This window comes from Enterobacter sp. CC120223-11 (genome assembly GCF_900215375.1).
Taxonomy (GTDB): Bacteria; Pseudomonadota; Gammaproteobacteria; order Enterobacterales; family Enterobacteriaceae; genus Scandinavium.
The window spans coordinates 24,467-42,189 of the sequence record NZ_OBEF01000021.1; the positions used below are offsets into that span (position 1 = coordinate 24,467).

At 56.4% G+C, this 17,723-nt stretch carries 17 protein-coding genes; 8 read left to right on the forward strand and 9 right to left on the reverse strand.

All coding sequences use genetic code 11. The annotated features are described in order from the left end of the window. The first annotated feature begins 43 nt into the window (after positions 1-43). The 4 genes from CRO87_RS19605 (at position 44) to CRO87_RS19620 (ending at position 5,226) form a co-directional block, all read left to right on the forward strand. Positions 44-997, forward strand: coding sequence for a YbeF family transcriptional regulator (locus CRO87_RS19605; protein WP_097164604.1), 954 nt, complete (start codon positions 44-46; stop codon positions 995-997). Positions 998-1,206: 209 nt separating this feature from the next. Continuing rightward, entirely contained in the window at positions 1,207-2,172 is a 966-nt protein-coding gene (gene lipA, locus CRO87_RS19610; RefSeq protein ID WP_097164605.1) for a lipoyl synthase, read from the forward strand. A 242-nt stretch (positions 2,173-2,414) separates the two neighbouring features. Next, positions 2,415-3,785 carry a nucleobase:cation symporter-2 family protein gene (locus tag CRO87_RS19615; RefSeq protein ID WP_097164606.1) on the forward strand — a complete coding sequence of 457 codons (1,371 nt, stop codon included), beginning with the start codon at positions 2,415-2,417 and terminating at the stop codon, positions 3,783-3,785. An 82-nt stretch (positions 3,786-3,867) separates the two neighbouring features. Beyond that, complete coding sequence (locus tag CRO87_RS19620; protein WP_097164607.1) at positions 3,868-5,226, forward strand: 8-oxoguanine deaminase; 1,359 nt, start codon at positions 3,868-3,870, stop codon at positions 5,224-5,226. Positions 5,227-5,332: 106 nt separating this feature from the next. Here CRO87_RS19620 and tatE read toward each other — a convergent pair whose 3' ends face one another. Together tatE and CRO87_RS19630 are read right to left on the reverse strand one after the other, a co-directional pair. Then, a complete protein-coding gene (tatE, locus tag CRO87_RS19625) occupies positions 5,333-5,536 on the reverse strand; it encodes a twin-arginine translocase subunit TatE (protein WP_097164608.1) in 204 nt (67 codons plus the stop codon). A 127-nt stretch (positions 5,537-5,663) separates the two neighbouring features. Next, a complete protein-coding gene (locus CRO87_RS19630; protein ID WP_097164609.1) occupies positions 5,664-6,452 on the reverse strand; it encodes a deaminated glutathione amidase in 789 nt (262 codons plus the stop codon). A gap of 86 nt (positions 6,453-6,538) precedes the next feature. Between CRO87_RS19630 and crcB the strand changes: the two genes are divergently transcribed. Continuing rightward, complete coding sequence (crcB, locus tag CRO87_RS19635) at positions 6,539-6,916, forward strand: fluoride efflux transporter CrcB (RefSeq protein WP_097164610.1); 378 nt, start codon at positions 6,539-6,541, stop codon at positions 6,914-6,916. A gap of 69 nt (positions 6,917-6,985) precedes the next feature. Here crcB and cspE read toward each other — a convergent pair whose 3' ends face one another. The 7 genes from cspE to CRO87_RS19670 all read right to left on the reverse strand — a co-directional run bounded on the left by cspE (position 6,986) and on the right by CRO87_RS19670 (position 14,499). Next, positions 6,986-7,195: a transcription antiterminator/RNA stability regulator CspE gene (cspE, locus tag CRO87_RS19640; RefSeq protein ID WP_004100146.1), complete on the reverse strand. Its 210-nt coding sequence runs from the start codon at positions 7,193-7,195 to the stop codon at positions 6,986-6,988. 191 nt (positions 7,196-7,386) lie between these two features. After that, entirely contained in the window at positions 7,387-7,911 is a 525-nt protein-coding gene (gene pagP, locus CRO87_RS19645) for a lipid IV(A) palmitoyltransferase PagP (RefSeq protein ID WP_369680101.1), read from the reverse strand. Positions 7,912-8,120: 209 nt separating this feature from the next. Next, positions 8,121-11,231, reverse strand: a complete 3,111-nt coding sequence (locus CRO87_RS19650) for an efflux RND transporter permease subunit (RefSeq protein ID WP_097164612.1) — start codon at positions 11,229-11,231, stop codon at positions 8,121-8,123. Further along, positions 11,228-12,472, reverse strand: a complete 1,245-nt coding sequence (locus CRO87_RS19655) for an efflux RND transporter periplasmic adaptor subunit (protein ID WP_097164613.1) — start codon at positions 12,470-12,472, stop codon at positions 11,228-11,230. Before CRO87_RS19655 ends, CRO87_RS19650 begins: the two co-directional genes overlap by 4 nt. After that, entirely contained in the window at positions 12,469-13,725 is a 1,257-nt protein-coding gene (locus CRO87_RS19660) for a TolC family protein (RefSeq protein ID WP_097164614.1), read from the reverse strand. The genes CRO87_RS19655 and CRO87_RS19660 overlap by 4 nt, the downstream gene beginning before the upstream one ends. A gap of 13 nt (positions 13,726-13,738) precedes the next feature. Next, a complete protein-coding gene (locus CRO87_RS19665; RefSeq protein ID WP_097164615.1) occupies positions 13,739-14,044 on the reverse strand; it encodes a copper-binding protein in 306 nt (101 codons plus the stop codon). 56 nt (positions 14,045-14,100) lie between these two features. Further along, a complete protein-coding gene (locus CRO87_RS19670) occupies positions 14,101-14,499 on the reverse strand; it encodes a DUF2946 domain-containing protein (protein WP_369680100.1) in 399 nt (132 codons plus the stop codon). A 329-nt stretch (positions 14,500-14,828) separates the two neighbouring features. On the opposite strand from CRO87_RS19670, the gene dcuC reads away from it, so the two are divergent. The 3 genes from dcuC to CRO87_RS19685 all read left to right on the forward strand — a co-directional run bounded on the left by dcuC (position 14,829) and on the right by CRO87_RS19685 (position 17,722). Continuing rightward, positions 14,829-16,202: an anaerobic C4-dicarboxylate transporter DcuC gene (dcuC, locus tag CRO87_RS19675; RefSeq protein WP_097164616.1), complete on the forward strand. Its 1,374-nt coding sequence runs from the start codon at positions 14,829-14,831 to the stop codon at positions 16,200-16,202. A gap of 89 nt (positions 16,203-16,291) precedes the next feature. Beyond that, positions 16,292-17,098 carry a ribonuclease I gene (gene rna / locus CRO87_RS19680; RefSeq protein WP_097164617.1) on the forward strand — a complete coding sequence of 269 codons (807 nt, stop codon included), beginning with the start codon at positions 16,292-16,294 and terminating at the stop codon, positions 17,096-17,098. Between the two features lie 297 nt (positions 17,099-17,395). Next, entirely contained in the window at positions 17,396-17,722 is a 327-nt protein-coding gene (locus CRO87_RS19685) for a PTS fructose transporter subunit IIB (RefSeq protein WP_097164618.1), read from the forward strand. The last annotated feature ends 1 nt before the right edge of the window (position 17,723 follow it).

Here is a 17,723-nt window from a genome sequence, read left to right on the forward strand (position 1 = left end):
TTTCAACTATCATTCATATTGTGAATGAATACGGAGTACAAGTGTGGAATATAACGACCAGCCGGAAAGCCGAATAAATCCTCGTCTTGAGAGTGATACGCCGCAAATCTTCCGGACATTGCGAAATATCGATCTCAATTTATTGACGATTTTCGAGGCCGTATATGTACACAAAGGCATCGTTAATGCTGCGAAAATTCTGAATCTCACGCCATCCGCAATTAGCCAGTCTATTCAGAAACTGCGCACAATATTCCCCGATCCGCTCTTCATCCGCAAAGGCCAGGGCGTTACCCCAACGGCCTATGCCACGCACCTGCACGAATACATCAGCCAGGGTCTGGAATCGATCCTTGGCGCGCTGGATTTAACCGGCAGCTATGACAAACAGCGCACCATTACTATTGGTACATCACCCACGGTGGGTGCCCTGGTGATGCCTGCCATCTACCAAACCATTAAAGAAAAGCTCCCTCAGCTTCTGCTGCGTAATATCCCGGTCACCGACGTCGGCCTTCAGTTGAGTCAGTTCCAGACGGACCTGATCATCGACAGCAACGTTCACAGTGCAAGAGCCCTAAGCCATCACGTACTGTATAACGATCGAATCGTACTGGTTGCACGCGCCGGGCATCCGTTGATTAAAGCACCTCACAGCAAAGAATCTCTGAGTCAGTACGAATATACGCTGTTGATGATGGAGGGGGCTGCCCATACGGATTTGCGCAAGCGACTGCATGAAATATTCCCTGAACGTCACATCAGCTTCAGCAGTTACAATCTTGTGACGATTGCCGCACTGATCGGCAGCAGTGACTTAGTGGGCCTGATGCCTTCCCGCTGCTACGACCTCTTCTCCCGCTGCTGGCCACTGCAGGTGGTGGACTTCATGCCGCTTCGGGAAGAGTCTATCGATTTTTCTTTACATTACAACAAACTGAGCATGCGCGATCCGGTACTACAAAGCGTGATTACCGCCATCCGTCAGGCTTTCTGAATGTCTCCCTCCCGGCTTTCTTCCGCTGTGCCGCCTGATTAAGCACATAAAGCAACAACTGGTTTACAAATTGCCGGGCTGGCAGGCTGCTTTATCACCCTGATTAATGCTATACTGCCCGCCATCAAATTCAAAAATAGTTGATAAATACAACATTCCCTTGAATTGAAACGCTTTCCTTCGTTACTCGCAACTGGAACACGCACGCTATGAGTAAACCCATTGTGATGGAACGCGGTGTTAAGTACCGCGACGCCGATAAAATGGCCCTTATCCCGGTTAAAAACGTGGCTACCGAGCGCGAAGCGCTGCTGAGAAAGCCGGAATGGATGAAAATCAAACTGCCGGCTGACTCCACCCGCATTCAGGGAATTAAAGCGGCCATGCGTAAAAATGGCCTGCACTCAGTGTGCGAAGAAGCCTCCTGCCCGAACCTTGCGGAGTGCTTCAACCACGGCACGGCGACCTTCATGATCCTCGGTGCAATTTGTACCCGCCGCTGCCCATTCTGCGACGTCGCCCACGGCCGTCCGGTTGCGCCAGATGCTAATGAACCGCAAAAACTGGCACAGACTATCGCCGACATGGCGCTGCGCTATGTGGTGATCACCTCCGTTGATCGCGACGATCTGCGCGACGGTGGTGCACAGCATTTCGCTGACTGTATCGAAGCCATCCGCGAAAAAAGCCCGAACATCAAAATCGAAACGCTGGTGCCGGATTTCCGCGGTCGCATGGATCGTGCGCTGGAGATCCTTACCGCCACGCCGCCAGACGTCTTCAACCATAACCTGGAGAACGTGCCGCGTGTTTACCGCCAGGTACGCCCAGGTGCAGACTACAACTGGTCCCTGAAGCTTCTGGAGCGTTTCAAAGAAGCGCATCCGGATATTCCGACCAAATCCGGTCTGATGGTTGGCCTGGGTGAAACCAATGCCGAGATCGTCGAAGTGATGCGCGACCTGCGCCGTCATGGCGTCACGATGCTGACTTTGGGTCAGTATCTGCAGCCGAGCCGTCACCACCTGCCGGTGCAGCGCTACGTCAGCCCGGACGAGTTTGAAGAGATGAAAGCGGAAGCGCTGGCAATGGGCTTCACCCATGCTGCTTGTGGGCCTTTCGTGCGTTCTTCCTACCATGCGGATCTGCAGGCAAAAGGCCTCGAAGTTAAGTAACTTTTTACACCGCCACTAAAGCCGCTGCGTTATCGCCGCGGCTTTTTTTTGGCGCTACGCACTGCCATGCAGCACCATCACAGTGCACCGCCTCCTTCATGAAACTTTTGACTCACATCATAAACACTGATTTATCGTTATTAATCAATAAATAAGACTCAAACACCTAATTTCTTATCCGTAACAGGATTTATGGAACGTTTCATGCATCACCCTGTCATCTGAACTGACGGAGTGGATTTATGTCTGCAAACGAACCTGGCGATCTGATTTACGGGCTGGAAGAAAAACCCGCCCCGCTGCCTGCTTTCTTAACCGCCCTTCAGCATGTGCTGGCAAGCCTGGTTGGGATCATCACCCCGCCGCTGATTGTCGGCTCCGTGCTGGGACTCAATGCGTATTTGCCCTGGCTCATCAGTATGTCGCTTATCGTCTCTGGCGTTGGCACATTCCTGCAGGCTCGCCGTTTCATGGGCGTGGGCGCCGGGATGATCTGCCTGCAGGGCACCAGTTTCGCCTTTCTTAGCGTGATTCTGGCCGCCGGGTTCAGCGTCAAAAGCAAAGGCGGCAGCCCGGAGCAAATCATGGCCATGATTTTCGGCCTCACGTTTGTCGCCGCATTTATTCCGATAGTGGTCAGCCGCTTCCTCGGCCAGCTCCGCCGGGTCATCACCCCGCTGGTGAGCGGCACCGTGGTGTGCCTGATAGGCATTAGTCTGATTAAAGTCAGCATCACCGACTGGGGCGGCGGACATAACGTTAAAGACTTCGGCGCGCCGGGGAATTTACTGCTCGGCCTTCTGACGCTCGGCACAATCGTGCTTTTCAGCCGGGCGCGGAATCGCTGGCTGCGTCTGGGGGCGGTGATCCTCGGCATCGCTATCGGCTGCATGGCGGCAGCACTGAGCGGTAAACTCAGCTGGCAGCCCTTTAATCAGGCGTGGATTGCCGTCCCGCAGCCCTTCCGTTTTGGCTTCGATTTTGACTATGGCCTCTTCCTGCCGCTGGCGCTGATTTCACTGATAAGCATTCTGGAGGCCGTCGGCGATCTTACCGCCAACTGCCTGCTTTCACGCCAGCCAATAGAAGGCGAACGCTATGTCACTCGCCTCAAGGGTGGAATACTTGCAGATGGCGTGAGCTGTATTCTGGCCGCAACGTTCTCTGCACTGCCGAGTACCACCTTTGCGCAGAACAACGGCGTGATCCAGATGACCGGCGTTGCCAGCCGCTATGTGGGTATCTGGATTGGCGCATTGCTCGCGCTGCTTGGCCTGTTCCCTGTATTTGGCGCAATAGTGCAACAGATCCCGGCCCCCGTACTCGGCGGCGCCACGCTGGTGATGTTCGGCAGCGTCCTCGCCGCCGGTATCCGCATCATGACCCAGTCACCGCTGACGCGTCGTGACATGCTGATCATCGCCGTATCCTTCGGGATTGGCCTTGGCGTGGAGTCTGAACCTGAATTTTTAAGCCATCTCCCCGCCGTGTGCAAAAGCTTATTTGGCTCGGCAATCGCTAGCGGCGGATTAACGGCAATGCTACTCAATATGGTCTTACCCGCTGAGCGCAGTGAAGCAGAAGCGCTTGCCCGGCCCGCGATCGGGAAGTAAACCCGCGCAGTTTGCGCCCCTGGATCAGCAGACAGGGCATAACTGAGCTGACTCTCTCATTCACCAACAGGAGGAGTTAGCGATGTGCGCTAGCCGTATCTGGATCAAAAACCCGCAGGCAATTTTCACCCCGGACGGCGTTGATGCCCGGGGTGGTATTCTTATCGAAGAGGGGAAAATCAGCGCTGTGTTTGGCGCTGGAGAAACGCCCACAGAGCCCTGCACGCACGTCTTTGACGCCCGTGAGCATGTTGTACTCCCGGGGCTCATCAATACGCATCACCATTTTTATCAGACGCTGACCCGCGCATGGGCACCCGTCGTCAATGAGCCGCTTTTCCCCTGGCTGAAAACGCTCTACCCCGTCTGGGCGAAACTCACGCCCGGAGCCTTGAAACTAGCAAGTCAGGTCGCCATGGCCGAACTACTGCTTTCAGGTTGCACCACCGCCAGCGATCACCACTATCTGTTCCCTGACGGGATGGCAAACGCCATTGACGTGCAGGTTGAAGTGGTCCGTGAGCTAGGGATCCGCGCCATGCTCACCCGGGGCTCCATGAGCCTTGGTGAAAAAGAGGGCGGCCTGCCACCTCAGCATACGGTTCAGACCGGTGAAACCATTCTGGAAGACAGCCTGCGGCTGATTCACTGCTACCACCAGCGTGGTGAAGGGGCTCAGATCCAGATTGCGCTCGCGCCCTGCTCCCCGTTTTCGGTCACCGAAGAGATCATGCAGGAATCCGCACGCCTTGCCGCGAGTGAAGACGTACGTTTGCATACACACCTGGCGGAAACGCTGGATGAAGAAGCCTTCTGCCTGCAACGCTTTGGTCTGCGCACCGTGGATTATCTGGAAAAGGTTGGCTGGTTGAGTGACCGAACCTGGCTTGCGCACGGCATTCACTTTAATGACGATGAAATCCGCCGCCTGGGCGCTGCTGGCGTGGGAATCTGTCACTGTCCTGTCTCGAACATGCGCCTGGCATCCGGTATCTGTCCGACCCTCGATCTGGAGGCGGCCGGGGCAATCATCGGGCTTGGCGTTGACGGTTCCGCCTCCAATGATGCCTCCAGTCTGATGTTTGAGACTCGCCAGGCGCTCTATCTTCAGCGGCTACGCTACGGCGCCAAAGCCATTACGCCGCAAAAAGTGCTGAACTGGGCCACTCAAGGTTCGGCACGCCTGCTGGGGCGCAGTGATTTAGGTGAGATTCGAGTGGGCAAACAGGCAGACCTGGCGCTATTTCGTCTGGATGAGTTGCGATTCAGCGGCAGCCACGATCCGCTTTCTGCGCTCATATTGTGCGGGGCCGAGCGTGCCGACAGAGTGATGGTTGGCGGTGAGTGGCGGGTAGTTGATGGCCACATCGTCGGGCTGGATTGTGAGCAGTTGATTGCACGACATCGCGAAGCGGCGAAACAGTTGGTTGCAACTTTCTGAGTCAGCGCCCCTAGAAATGACAAAAGGCCACAGCGGAATCTGTTGTGGCCTTCTTGTGAAACTCGTGGCGTCTTTGCGACCGGCCAGCAGGATGCTGGCTACGCCGTTACTCTTTATGAGAGAGTTTTTCTGCCGGAACGTCGTCTTCTGCGCTTTTCTTCGCAGTCGTATCGTCTTCGTTCATCGCTTTCTTAAAGCCTTTGATGGCAGAACCCAGGTCTCCGCCCAGCGTACGCAACTTTTTGGTGCCAAACACCAACACGATCAGTGCGGCAACCACCAGCAGCTTGGTAATACTAATCTCACCCATAGATACCTTCTTGATTAAAACAGGCTACAAAACGCGCTAACAAAACCGTAGCTAATTAACGGTCATTTCGCGACGGCACACAATAGCAATCTGTAACAAGGTGAATCAAGCGTTGATTAAAAAAACATCACATTATTTGCGGTGGCGCAAAGCGACGGTTTTTAAGTACTGGCAGTTGGTCACGAACCTGCCGGACAACGTCCCGGTGAACATCAGCATAAATCAGCTGTTGGACAGCGCCCGCTCCCGCTAACGTCACGCCCAGCGGATCGATAATTCGACTCTGGCCGATATTTTTATTCCCACATTCGCCTGCCGCCACGATGTAGCAGGTGGAGTCGAGCGCTCTTGCGGCCAACAGCGTCGCCCAGTGATGCTCTTTCAGTGGACCTCGCACCCACGCCGTCGGCAAGACGAGAAGTTCCGCGCCCAGCAAGGCCTGCGCCAGCGCCATCTCAGGGAAGCGCAGATCGTAGCAGGTCATCAGGCCAATTTTCATGCCTTCAACCTCAATCAGCGCAGGCAGCACGTCCCCGGCATCTACTCGCTTTGACTCCTGAATGCTGAACGCATCGTAAAGATGGAGCTTCTGGTACTGCGCGATAATCTCTCCTCCGCGCAGCACCACCAGCGTATTCGCCGCGCGCCCTTCCGTCGTCGGGACATGAACCGTCAGCACCGTGGTCATGGTGTTACGGCGGCTCTCTGCCAAAAGCAGCTGTAAAAAGCCGCCATCAAGCGCCTGGGCCGATTTCACCGACATATCCGGGTCGTTATCATCCCGGGCAAGCAGCGCCTCTGGCAGCACCAGCAGCGCCGTCTGGCTCGCGGCGGCCTGCTGCATTAATGAGACACAGGTGCGGGCATTACTCTGCCAGTCAGGCGTCACGACAAACTGTCCGGCTGCTACGCGCATAATCACTCCCTCCGTTGTTACCGTAGCCAATCAGGCAGCCCGGCGCTAAGATAATCGCTTCAGTATTCAGATAGCAGGAATTGACGGTGTTACAAATCCTTATAGCAGTTTTTATTGGCGGAGGAACCGGCAGCGTGCTGCGCTGGCTGCTCGGCATGCGCCTGAACCCGATGCATCACGCGATCCCGATTGGCACGCTCACCGCCAACCTGCTCGGGGCATTCATTATCGGCGCCGGGCTGGCATGGTTTAATCGCATGACGGACATCGACCCTATGTGGAAACTGCTTATCACCACGGGCTTTTGCGGGGGCTTGACCACCTTCTCGACCTTCTCGGCGGAAGTGGTGTTCTTATTGCAGGACGGGCGCTTTGGCTGGGCGCTGATGAACGTCGCCATCAACCTGCTGGGATCGTTCGCCATGACCGCCGCCGCGATGTGGATATTCTCCGCTGCACGCTAGTCATTCTCTGAAGAGCAGGCAAAAAAAAACCCGTCAATGACGGGTTTTTGTATTCTACTGACGAAATGCTTAGATAGGCATTACGTTTGCAGCAGATGGGCCTTTGGCACCGTTAGTGATTTCGAACTCTACACGCTGACCTTCAGCCAGAGTTTTGAAACCGTTGGACTGGATTGCAGAGAAGTGTACGAATACATCTTTGCTGCCATCTTCCGGAGTAATGAAACCAAAGCCTTTGGACTCATTAAACCACTTAACGTTACCTTTAATCTTAGACATCAATATTACCTTTACATGAAAATGGACACAAATGCTGTGTCGGCTAACAGTACAGCAATTGTGGTGCCTTTTGTCCAGCTTAAGTTAAAGAAAAAGTGATAAAAGTCTCTTATTTTTACTTAAACCATGAGTTAGTCGTTGTTTTTACACACGACTCTGACACCACTGCCGTCAATCACACTTTTTGCACATCAGAACTGGAAGCGCATCCAGGCAAAGTAAACGTTGCCGTTGTTGTAAGTGCCTGGAATGTAAGTCATCTGGAACGTTGCCGGGCCGTAACCGATGGATGCCAGAGGCAGCAGCACCGGGATCGGGATGTAGTTCCAGTTATCACGGGCCGTTGCACCGACGGTGTAACCTAACCCAAGATGAAACTTATCATCTGCCAGCGGGCGCCAGGTTTTCTCCCAACCATAGCCGCCAATAGGTTCCCATTTATTGAAGGAATCCTTAAACGCCATCAGATAGATGCCGTGCCAGTTGCCTTTGTCATCCCAGCGTGACTGCCCAAAACCGGCCCCCCAGGGACGCTCATTATACTTGTCCGTCTTCTCTTTGTCATAAGCGAAGCGGGCATGCCAGGTGATCGCCGGGACATACAAATCGTAGTGCTCCGGCGACTGCCAGGTTTGCGCAATATTGTCACCCAGGGTGGAAAAGGCGTCGCTGACGGTAGACGTCATGTTTGCGTTTGCCAAAGAGGCAAACAGCAGCTGAACCGAAAACACCCCTGAAAATATTAAGAATTTAATCAATCTGGACACAAAATAATAACCATTCGAAGTTCATACCTGAACAGAGTAACCAGTTTAAAATTAATAAAACCTTAACGACAGAGGAATAATCCTTTTCTGTAAAAAAACAGCGCCATTTTAGCGCTGTTGACTTTTTTAATTAATTAAAGCTCGCATTAGGACGAATCTTATTTTTTTCGATGCAGCAGCTTATAAACCGCTGGAATGACCAGCATCGAAAGCAGCGGTGCCGTGACCATACCGCCAATCATCGGGGCCGCAATACGACTCATCACTTCAGACCCCGTCCCGCTGCCCCACATAATCGGTAACAGCCCGGCCATGATGGTTGCCACGGTCATGACCTTAGGCCTGACCCGAAGCACTGCACCCTCATGAATGGCATGCAGCAGCATGCCGTCATCAAGCACGCCATCCGCATTCCGATATTTATTGAGAGCCGTATTCAGATACAGCACCATAATAACGCCGAATTCCGCGGCTACGCCTGCCAGCGCAATAAAACCAACGGCACTGGCAACAGACAAATTATAGCCCAGCAGCCATAACAGCCAGACGCCACCAATTAGCGAAAACGGCAGTGCGCCCATGATCAGTAACACGTCGGAAATACGACGAAAAGTGAGCCACAGCAGCATAAAAATAATCATCAGCGTCACCGGCAACACTATTTCTAACTTCGCGATAGCACGTTCAAGATATTCAAACTGGCCGGACCAGGCGAGCGACACGCCCTGCGGCAGTTTTACCTGCTGCGCCACACGCTGCTGCATCTCCTCCACCGCGGATTTCAGGTCACGTCCGCGCAGGTCAACGTAGATCCAGTTGGACAAGCGGGCGTTTTCGCTTTTCAGCATTGGCGGGCCTTCGCTGATACGCACGTCCGCCAGTTCGCCCAGAGTGACCTGGCTGCCGTTTGCCGTCACCACCGGCAGCTGACGCAATTTTTCAACGTTGTCGCGCAGATCGCGCGGGTAGCGAACGTTAATCGGGAAGCGCTCACGTCCTTCAATGGTTTGCCCCACGTTTTCGCCTCCGACCAGCGTACTGACCAGCGATTGCAGCTCCTGCACGGAAACGCCATAACGCGCCGCCTGCTGACGGTTAATGGCAATATCCACATAACGCCCGCCGGAGAGCCGCTCTGCCAGCGCCGACGTCACGCCCGGCACGGTTTTCACCACGCCTTCAATTTCCTGGGCCACGCGCTCAATGTCCGCCAGATTGTTGCCGTTCACCTTGATGCCTACCGGACTTTTGATCCCCGTCGCCAGCATATCCAGGCGGTTACGGATCGGCGGCACCCAGACGTTGGCAATGCCCGGCACCTGCACCGTTTTATCCAGCTCCTCAATCAGCTTTTCGGTGGTCATGCCCGCCCGCCACTGGTCACGCGGTTTGAAGTGGATCGTCGTTTCCAGCATCGTCAGCGGCGCAGGATCGGTGGCGCTGTCCGCCCTGCCCGCTTTGCCAAAGACGCTTGCCACCTCCGGCACCGTTTTGATGAGCCTGTCCGTTTGCTGCAGCAGACGGCTGGCTTCCCGCACCGAAATCCCCGGCAGCGTGGACGGCATATAAAGCAGGTCGCCTTCATCGAGCGGCGGCATAAACTCGCTGCCGAGCCTGCTGAGCGGCCAGATGGTTAGCGCCAGCAGCGCCACCGCGATAACCAGTGTGGTTTTCGGCCAGGCGAGCACCTTATCGAGCAGTGGCTCATAAGCGCGAATGAGCGCCCGGTTGATCGGATTCGCGTTCTCATCAGGAATTTTACCGCGAATAAAATAGCCCATCAGCACCGGAATCAGCGTGATCCCAAGCCCGGCGGCCATCGCCATTGACCAGGTCTTGGTGAACGCCAGCGGCGAGAACATCCGCCCTTCCTGCGCCTCCAGCGAAAATACCGGAATGAACGAAAGCGTGATAATTAGCAGGCTGCAAAACAGCGCGGGCCCTACTTCCACCGCGGCTTTCTCGGCGATATGCCAGTAATCGGGCTGCTTGTCCGGGTGCTCGTGCCGCCACTGTTCCAGCACCTTATGCATATTCTCGATCATCACAATCGCCGCATCGACCATCGCGCCGATGGCAATGGCAATCCCGCCCAGCGACATGATGTTGGCGTTGATGCCCTGATAGTGCATCACGATAAATGCGCCGAGGATGCCGAGCGGCAGTGAAACAATCGCCACCAGCGCCGAACGGAAATGGAACAGGAACAGCGTGCAGACCAGCGCCACCACGATAAACTCCTCGATAAGCTTATGGGTGAGCGTTTCAACCGCGTTTTCAATCAGCCCTGAGCGGTCATAAACCGGCACTATCTCCACGCCCTGCGGCAGCGTTTTTTGCAGGTCGGCAAGTTTTGCCTTCACAGCGTGCAGCGTGTCGAGGGCGTTTTTGCCGTAGCGCATTACGATAATACCGCCCGCGACCTCCCCTTCGCCGTTCAGTTCCGCCACGCCGCGGCGGATTTCGGGCCCAATCTGCACTTTGGCAACGTCAGAGAGCATCACCGGCACGCCGTCACGGCTGGCAATCACCACATGGCGGAAATCGTCCAGTCCTTTCAGATAGCCGGTCGTACGCACCATATATTCGGCTTCGCCCATCTCCATCACCGCACCACCGCTCTCCTGATTGGCAGCTTTCAGAGCAGAAACCAGCTGCTGATGCGTCACGTTCAACGCCCGCAGCCTGTCGGGATCGACCACCACCTGATATTGCCGCACCATGCCGCCGACGCTCGCCACTTCCGAGACATTCGGCACGGTTTTCAGCTCATACTTGAGCGTCCAGTCCTGAAGAGCGCGCAGATCCGCCAGGCTGTGCTTGCCGCTCTTATCCACCAAAGCATATTCATAAATCCAGCCCACGCCGGTCGCGTCCGGCCCCAGCTCCACTTTGACGCCCTCCGGGAGCTGAGACTGGATCTGACTCAGATACTCCAGCACCCGCGATCGCGCCCAGTAGATATCCGTCCCGTCCTCAAACAGCACGTACACGTAGGCATCGCCGAACATCGAAAAGCCGCGCACGGTTTTTGCACCCGGAACAGAAAGCATGGTGGTTGTCAGCGGCCAGGTCACCTGATCTTCAATCACCTGCGGCGCTTTACCAGGGTAGCTGGCGCGAACGATCACCTGGACGTCTGAGAGATCGGGCAACGCATCCAGCGGCGCGCGCTGCACCGACCACCAGCCCCAGATGGCCATGCCTAACGCCGCCACAATCACCAGCAGGCGGTTGCGCAGCGCACCACGAATCACGGCGGCAATCATTGTGCGTCCCCCATGTCATGATGCGAATGATCCTGCGCGACGGGCGCTTCCGGCAATGCACTGCGCAGGCTCGCTTCCGAATCAATCAGGAACTGGCCCGAAGTCACCACGCGATCGCCCTCCTTCAGCCCAGTGCGGATTTCCGTCCAGCCCTCGGCGCTCAGGCCCGGCGTGACGTTCACCGCCTGGAAATGCCCCTCTTCTCCGGCCACAATGACCCGGTTGCTGCTGCCGGTCGCAATCAGCGCTTCTTCAGGGATCGCCAGCACCGGCGAAGAGGCCTGCCTGCTGGCCTGCTCCACGCGCAGATACATGCCCGGTTTCAGCTTTTGCTGCGGGTTATCCAGCACGATGCGCGCCTTCAGCGTGCGGGTCGTGGTTTCCATCTGCGGCAGCAGTTCACTGACGCGACCGTGAAACGTCAGGCCCGGCCAACTTTCCGACGTGGCTCTCACCTCGCTGCCCACTGCCAGCCCCGAGGCCTGGCTTTGCGGGTAATCCACGACCAGCCAGACCGGGTCCAGACCTGCCAGTTCGAACAGCGGCGCGGTTGCCGCCACCTGTGCGCCTTCGCGGGTGTCCAGTTTTGCCACATAGCCTGCTTTTTCCGCGCGAAGCGTCAGGCGGGTTTGCGGCTTCCCGCTGCGTTCCACCTCGCGAACAATCGCCTCCGGCATGAACTGCAACGCCAGACGTTCGCGCGCGGCTCGCGTCAGTGCGGCATCGCCTAACTGGCGAACCGCCAGATACTCCTGTTGGGCGGTGGTCCACGTTGGGATCCACAACTGCGCCAGCGGTTCACCCGCTTTCACCCACTGCTGCGGCGCACGAACGAACAGTTTTTCCACCACGCCATTGGCGGGCGATGGGACTGTTTGCAGGCTGCGATCGTCGGTAGTCACCGTCGCCCAGGCCTGGAAAGCAGGCGTGAGGCTGCGCATCTGCGCCGCCTGCACCACCATGCCTAAGTTTTGTTGCTGCTGTGGGCTGATGCTGACGCCGCTCTGCGTCGGGTGCTGGCCCTCATCGGCGTAGCGCGGCACCAGCTGCATGTCCATAAACGGCGACTTGCCTGGTTTGTCAAAACGCTGTCCGGGCACCATCGGATCGTACCAGTAGAGGACTTTACGTTCGGGCTGAGCGGGTTGTGCAGGCTCAGCGTGTCCGCGAGTTCCGGCGAAGTAGCCGCCGGTTCCCGCAAGAATTGCGACGCTCAGCGCCGTCAGAAGATATTTTTTCACAGGGCGCTCTCCTGGGGGATCAGGTACTGAATCGCCGCCCAGTTACGGGCAACGGCTTTTTCGGCCACGCTGGTGGCAAGCGTGGAATCGAGCAGGTCACGGCGGGCAGAAAGCAGTGCCGAAAGGTCCGACTGCCCGGCGCGATACTGGGCGTTGAGCAATTTTACCCGCTGCTGCTGCAGCGGCAGCACCTCATCGCGCTGGCGAAGCCACAGGGTTTGCGCGGCCTGATATTCAGCAATCAAACTACTGAGCTGGGCGGCGTGAGCGCGCTGCGTCAGAGCCAGCCGATCGTTCGCCTGCATCGTGCGAGAAACATCAGCGGCGTGATCTTTGTCCTGCCGCTTAGACTGGAACAGCGGCAGATCGACGGTGAACATCACCCCCGCCATGTCGTCGTAATCCTCCGAGCGGTGCGCGTAGTAAACCTCCACGTCGATATCGGGGATCGCGGCAATTGCCGATTCCGACGAGCGCGCTTTGGCAGTATTCGCCTCCCGCGAAGCCGCAATCACTTCCGGGTGCATCGCAATGCCTTCATTCAGCGTTTTTTCGTCGGCAGGCAGCCGCTGCCAGGACGGCATTTTGCCGCTGATGCCTGTCACCGCTTCACCGGTAAGCTGTAAAAGGCGGGCCTGCGCCAAACGCACATCACGTTCAGCGAGCGTCACCTTATCCCGCATCCCGTTCAGCCCGATTCGTAGCGCCAGCACGCTGTCCGGCGCGGACGATCCTGCTCCCACGCTGGCTTTTTGCACGCCGAGCTGGCGTTCAGTTTCACTCACCAGCTGCCGGGCGGCGGTTAAGGCCTGCTGCGACAGCGCCAAATCCAGCCAGGCCTGCGCGGTGTCGCGCTGCAGATTAGCCAGCAGCGTTTGCGCCTGCGCGTTCACCCCGCGAGACTGTGCCTGAAGGGTTTTCGCCTTGCGGTCACGCTTCTCCTCGCTCACGTAGCGCTGCATGATGCCGATGCGCTGCATGGTCATCCCTTCGCGGGTAAAGCGCCGGTCGTTACTGCCCTGCACCGGCACGTTCTCAATGCCGAATTTCAGTTTCGGGTCCGGGAGTTCGTGCGCGGAATCCGCCATAGATTCGAGGGCGCGGGCTTCATTGCGGCTGGCAGAAAGCTCAGCGGAATAGTCGCGTGCGGCGGCCAGGGTCTGCGCGAGCGTCCACGACTCTGCGTGAGCAGAACCCTGAACGGACGCGAACAGCACCCCGCCGAGCCACAGGCTCAGCGTCAGTTTTTTCATGGTTATCCCCGGATCAGCGACGAACGGTCAGCGCGGTAATTTCGTAGCGCCCATCCACCAGACTCACGTCAAAATCCACCGGGTCATCGATGTTCACGGCGGGCAGAACCCGATTTTTTGCCAGCGCGAACGGCATGGTCATCGGCGGCCATTGCAGTTCAGGCACGGCGTCGTGCTCAAGGGTTAGTGAATGGGCAGAGATAGCTTTGACCACGCCTTTGACGTGATAAACGGTTGTTGCGGTTTCAGCCGCAGAGACAGGGGCAATAAAAGTGACGAGCAGTGCGCCAGCCAGCGCAGCGACAGACAGAAATTTCATGATGTTCTCCAGATAATCGTTAACAGTTTGAAAATTAAGCGAGTTATCAGGAGGTTTTATTCTCGGAACCGGCAGAAGCGGATCGTTGCCGGCGGCCCCACGGCGGGCGGTTTGAGGGTCCAGTCGGCGCGGGAGACTGACTGGCAGGGGATTTCCACCGCGGCAAGCGTCAGGGTAACAGGCAGCGCCACGACGGGCGGATGGTCTGCAAGCTTCTGAGCGCTGTCCGGGACGCAGTGCTTATCGCACAGTGGCGTTTTCATCGTTGATGAAGGCAACTTCTGATGCTCAACGTGCTGGAGCATCGCGCTGTCGCCCATCAGATTAAGGTCACACTGATGAGCGGCCAGAACCAGCTGGCTTTGCAGGACAAGCACGCCAAAGGCCACCAGCAGCATCGCAAGATGCCGCCGGAAAAAGCGCAGGCGATAAGTCCAGTGTGCGTTCATCATCATGGTCGTCAGGGGAAAGTGGCCCGAGTATACGCAGCGTAAAAACCCCAGTGGAAGCAGTTTTTAAACTCTTTACATAAAGGGGAAAGACACTGATTTTATTTAACTTTTATTTTTCATTCATGCATCAATGGAAGGTAAAACATTCACCGAATAATAGAGATATAATGTGATAGCGGTTTTTGTTTCCGCGTCAGGAAGCTCGTTGTCGTCAGTTTATTGATTTCCGTCAGTAAAATTTGGCCGTTTATTGGGCACATTCCCAGACTTCATTTTTAAAATATTCTCTTATTCAGTATTTTCTTTGGGCAGCAGGAAGACAGGAATCCATCATGCTAACGTTGTTTGAACTCCTTATCGGGGTGCTCGTCATTGTGGGCGTCGCCCGCTATATCATCAAAGGCTATTCCGCGACGGGCGTGCTGTTTGTCGGCGGCCTGGCGCTGCTTATCGCCAGCGCCCTGATGGGCCACAAAATCCTGCCGGCCAGCGCCAGCAGCACCGGCTACTCCGCCACCGATATTGTCGAATACATCAAAATCCTGCTGATGAGCCGCGGCGGCGACCTCGGCATGATGATCATGATGCTGTGCGGCTTTGCGGCCTACATGACCCATATCGGCGCCAACGATATGGTGGTCAAGCTGACCTCTAAACCGCTGCGCTACATCAACTCGCCTTACATCCTGATGATTGCCGCCTATTTCGTGGCCTGCCTGATGTCGCTGGCGGTCTCTTCCGCAACGGGCCTCGGCGTGCTGCTGATGGGGACACTGTTCCCGGTGATGGTGAACGTCGGTATCAGCCGCGGGGCTGCGGCGGCTATCTGTGCCTCTCCTGCCGCGATCATTCTGTCGCCAACCTCCGGCGACGTGGTGTTGGCCGCGAAAGCCGCTGAAATGCCGCTGATCGACTTTGCCTTCAAAACCACCCTGCCGATTTCCATCGCCGCGATTATCGCGATGGCCGTGGCGCATTTCTTCTGGCAGCGCTATCTCGACAAGAAAGAGAATATCTCCCACGAGATGCTCGACGTCAGCGAAATCACCACCAACGCACCGTCGTTCTACGCCATTCTGCCATTCACCCCGATTATCGGCGTGCTGATTTTTGACGGTAAATGGGGCCCGGAGCTGCACATCATCACCATTCTGGTTATCTGCATGCTGCTGGCGGCGATTCTGGAATTCTTCCGTGGCTTTAACACCCAGAAAGTGTTCTCTGGCCTCGAAGTGGCCTACCGCGGTATGGCGGATGCCTTTGCGGGCGTGGTGATGCTGCTGGTTGCGGCAGGCGTGTTTGCCCAGGGTCTGAGCACCATTGGCTTTATCGACAGCCTGATCTCCATCGCCACCTCCTTCGGTTCAGCGAGCATCATCCTGATGCTGGTGCTGGTAGTGCTGACCATGCTGGCGGCCATGACTACGGGCTCCGGTAACGCGCCGTTCTATGCCTTCGTCGAAATGATCCCGAAACTGGCGCACAGCTCAGGCATCAACCCGGCGTATCTGTCTATTCCGATGCTGCAAGCCTCCAACCTCGGCCGCACCATTTCCCCGGTTTCCGGCGTCGTCGTTGCCGTCTCCGGTATGGCAAAAATCTCGCCATTTGAAGTGGTTAAGCGCACGTCGATTCCGGTATTGGTCGGCCTGGTTGTGGTGATCATCGCCACTGAATTTATGGTGCCTTCGGCACTGGTGCATTGATAAGCACTCGCAACGAAAAGGCGCCTGAGGGCGCCTTTTTTGTGCTTTAATATTTCCTGAAATCTTTCATCCCGCTATCAGGAAAAACCATGTTCAGGAAGGATATAGCCGCCATTAGCGCCGCCGCACTGATGCTGGGTGCCCCGCTCGTACACGCCGACCCACTGACCGCAACGAAATACGGTGATTTCGATCGCTACGTGCTGGCGCTCTCCTGGCAAACCGGTTTTTGCCAGAGCATGCAGGAACGCAACCGCGATGAGCCGGACGAATGCCGGCTGCAAAAAGAGGTGAAGGATAAAACCAGCTATCTGACGGTGCATGGCCTGTGGCCTGGCCTGCCGAAATCCATCGCCTCTCGCGGCGTGGACGATCGCCGCTGGATGCGTTACGGCTGCGCCACGCGCCCGGTGCCGAACATGCCTGAAGCCCGCGCCAGCCGCAAGTGCTCAGCAGCCGAAACCGGATTGTCTCTGGAGATGGCCAACAAGCTCAACAACGTGATGCCGGGCAGCGGCGGTGGTTCCTGCCTTGAGCGCTACGAATACGCCAAACACGGCGTCTGCTTCGGCTTCGACCCGGATGCCTACTTTGGCACCATGGTGCGCCTGAACGGTGAAATCAAACAGAGCGCGCTCGGCACATTCCTGGCGCAAAACTACGGCAAAACCGTCACCCGCGATGCGTTTAACGACGCCGTGGCGAAAAGCTACGGTAGAGAGGGCGTGAAAGCGTTCAAATTAACCTGCAACGGTAACCCGACCTACCTGACCGAAATGCAGATTGCGATTAAAGCCTCCGCGATTAACGCCCCGCTGGCGGAGGGTTCACTCCTACCTCAGCCTCACCCGGGCAACTGCGGGAAGCAGTTTGTCATTGATAAAGCAGGCAACTGAGTTTCCATTGCCCGGTGGTGGCTACGCCGTACCGGGCTTACAAAATCATCATGTTTACATCGGCCCGATTTGTAGGCCCGGCAAACGCCAGCGTCGCCGGGCAATTCCCCTCCGCAACCCTCCTCTTTCATCGTCTTTTCTTATAGCCTGACCGCCATCACACTTCCTGCCGCGTGCATCAAATGTCTGGTAATTGCATCATTTACCCGGTAACGAAACCCGGAAACCTCTGACCATAATCGCTCTGTCTCATTCCTCTTAATTCAAAGCATTATTTCAAAGAACACGGAGCTGAACATGGCGAAGAAACTGATTGCACTTTGCGCCTGCCCGATGGGGCTGGCCCACACCTTTATGGCAGCACAGGCGCTGGAAGAAGCGGCGACCGAGGCAGGCTATGAAGTCAAAATTGAAACTCAGGGCGCCGACGGGATCCAGAACCGCCTGACCGCCCAGGACATCGCCAGCGCCGATGTCATCATCCACGCCATCGCCATCACGCCCGAAGACAACGAGCGCTTCGAGACGCGTGACGTGTACGAAATCTCCCTCCAGGACGCCATTAAAAATGCTGCGGGCACCCTGAAAGAGATCGAAGAACTCATCGCCGCTGAACAACCATAAT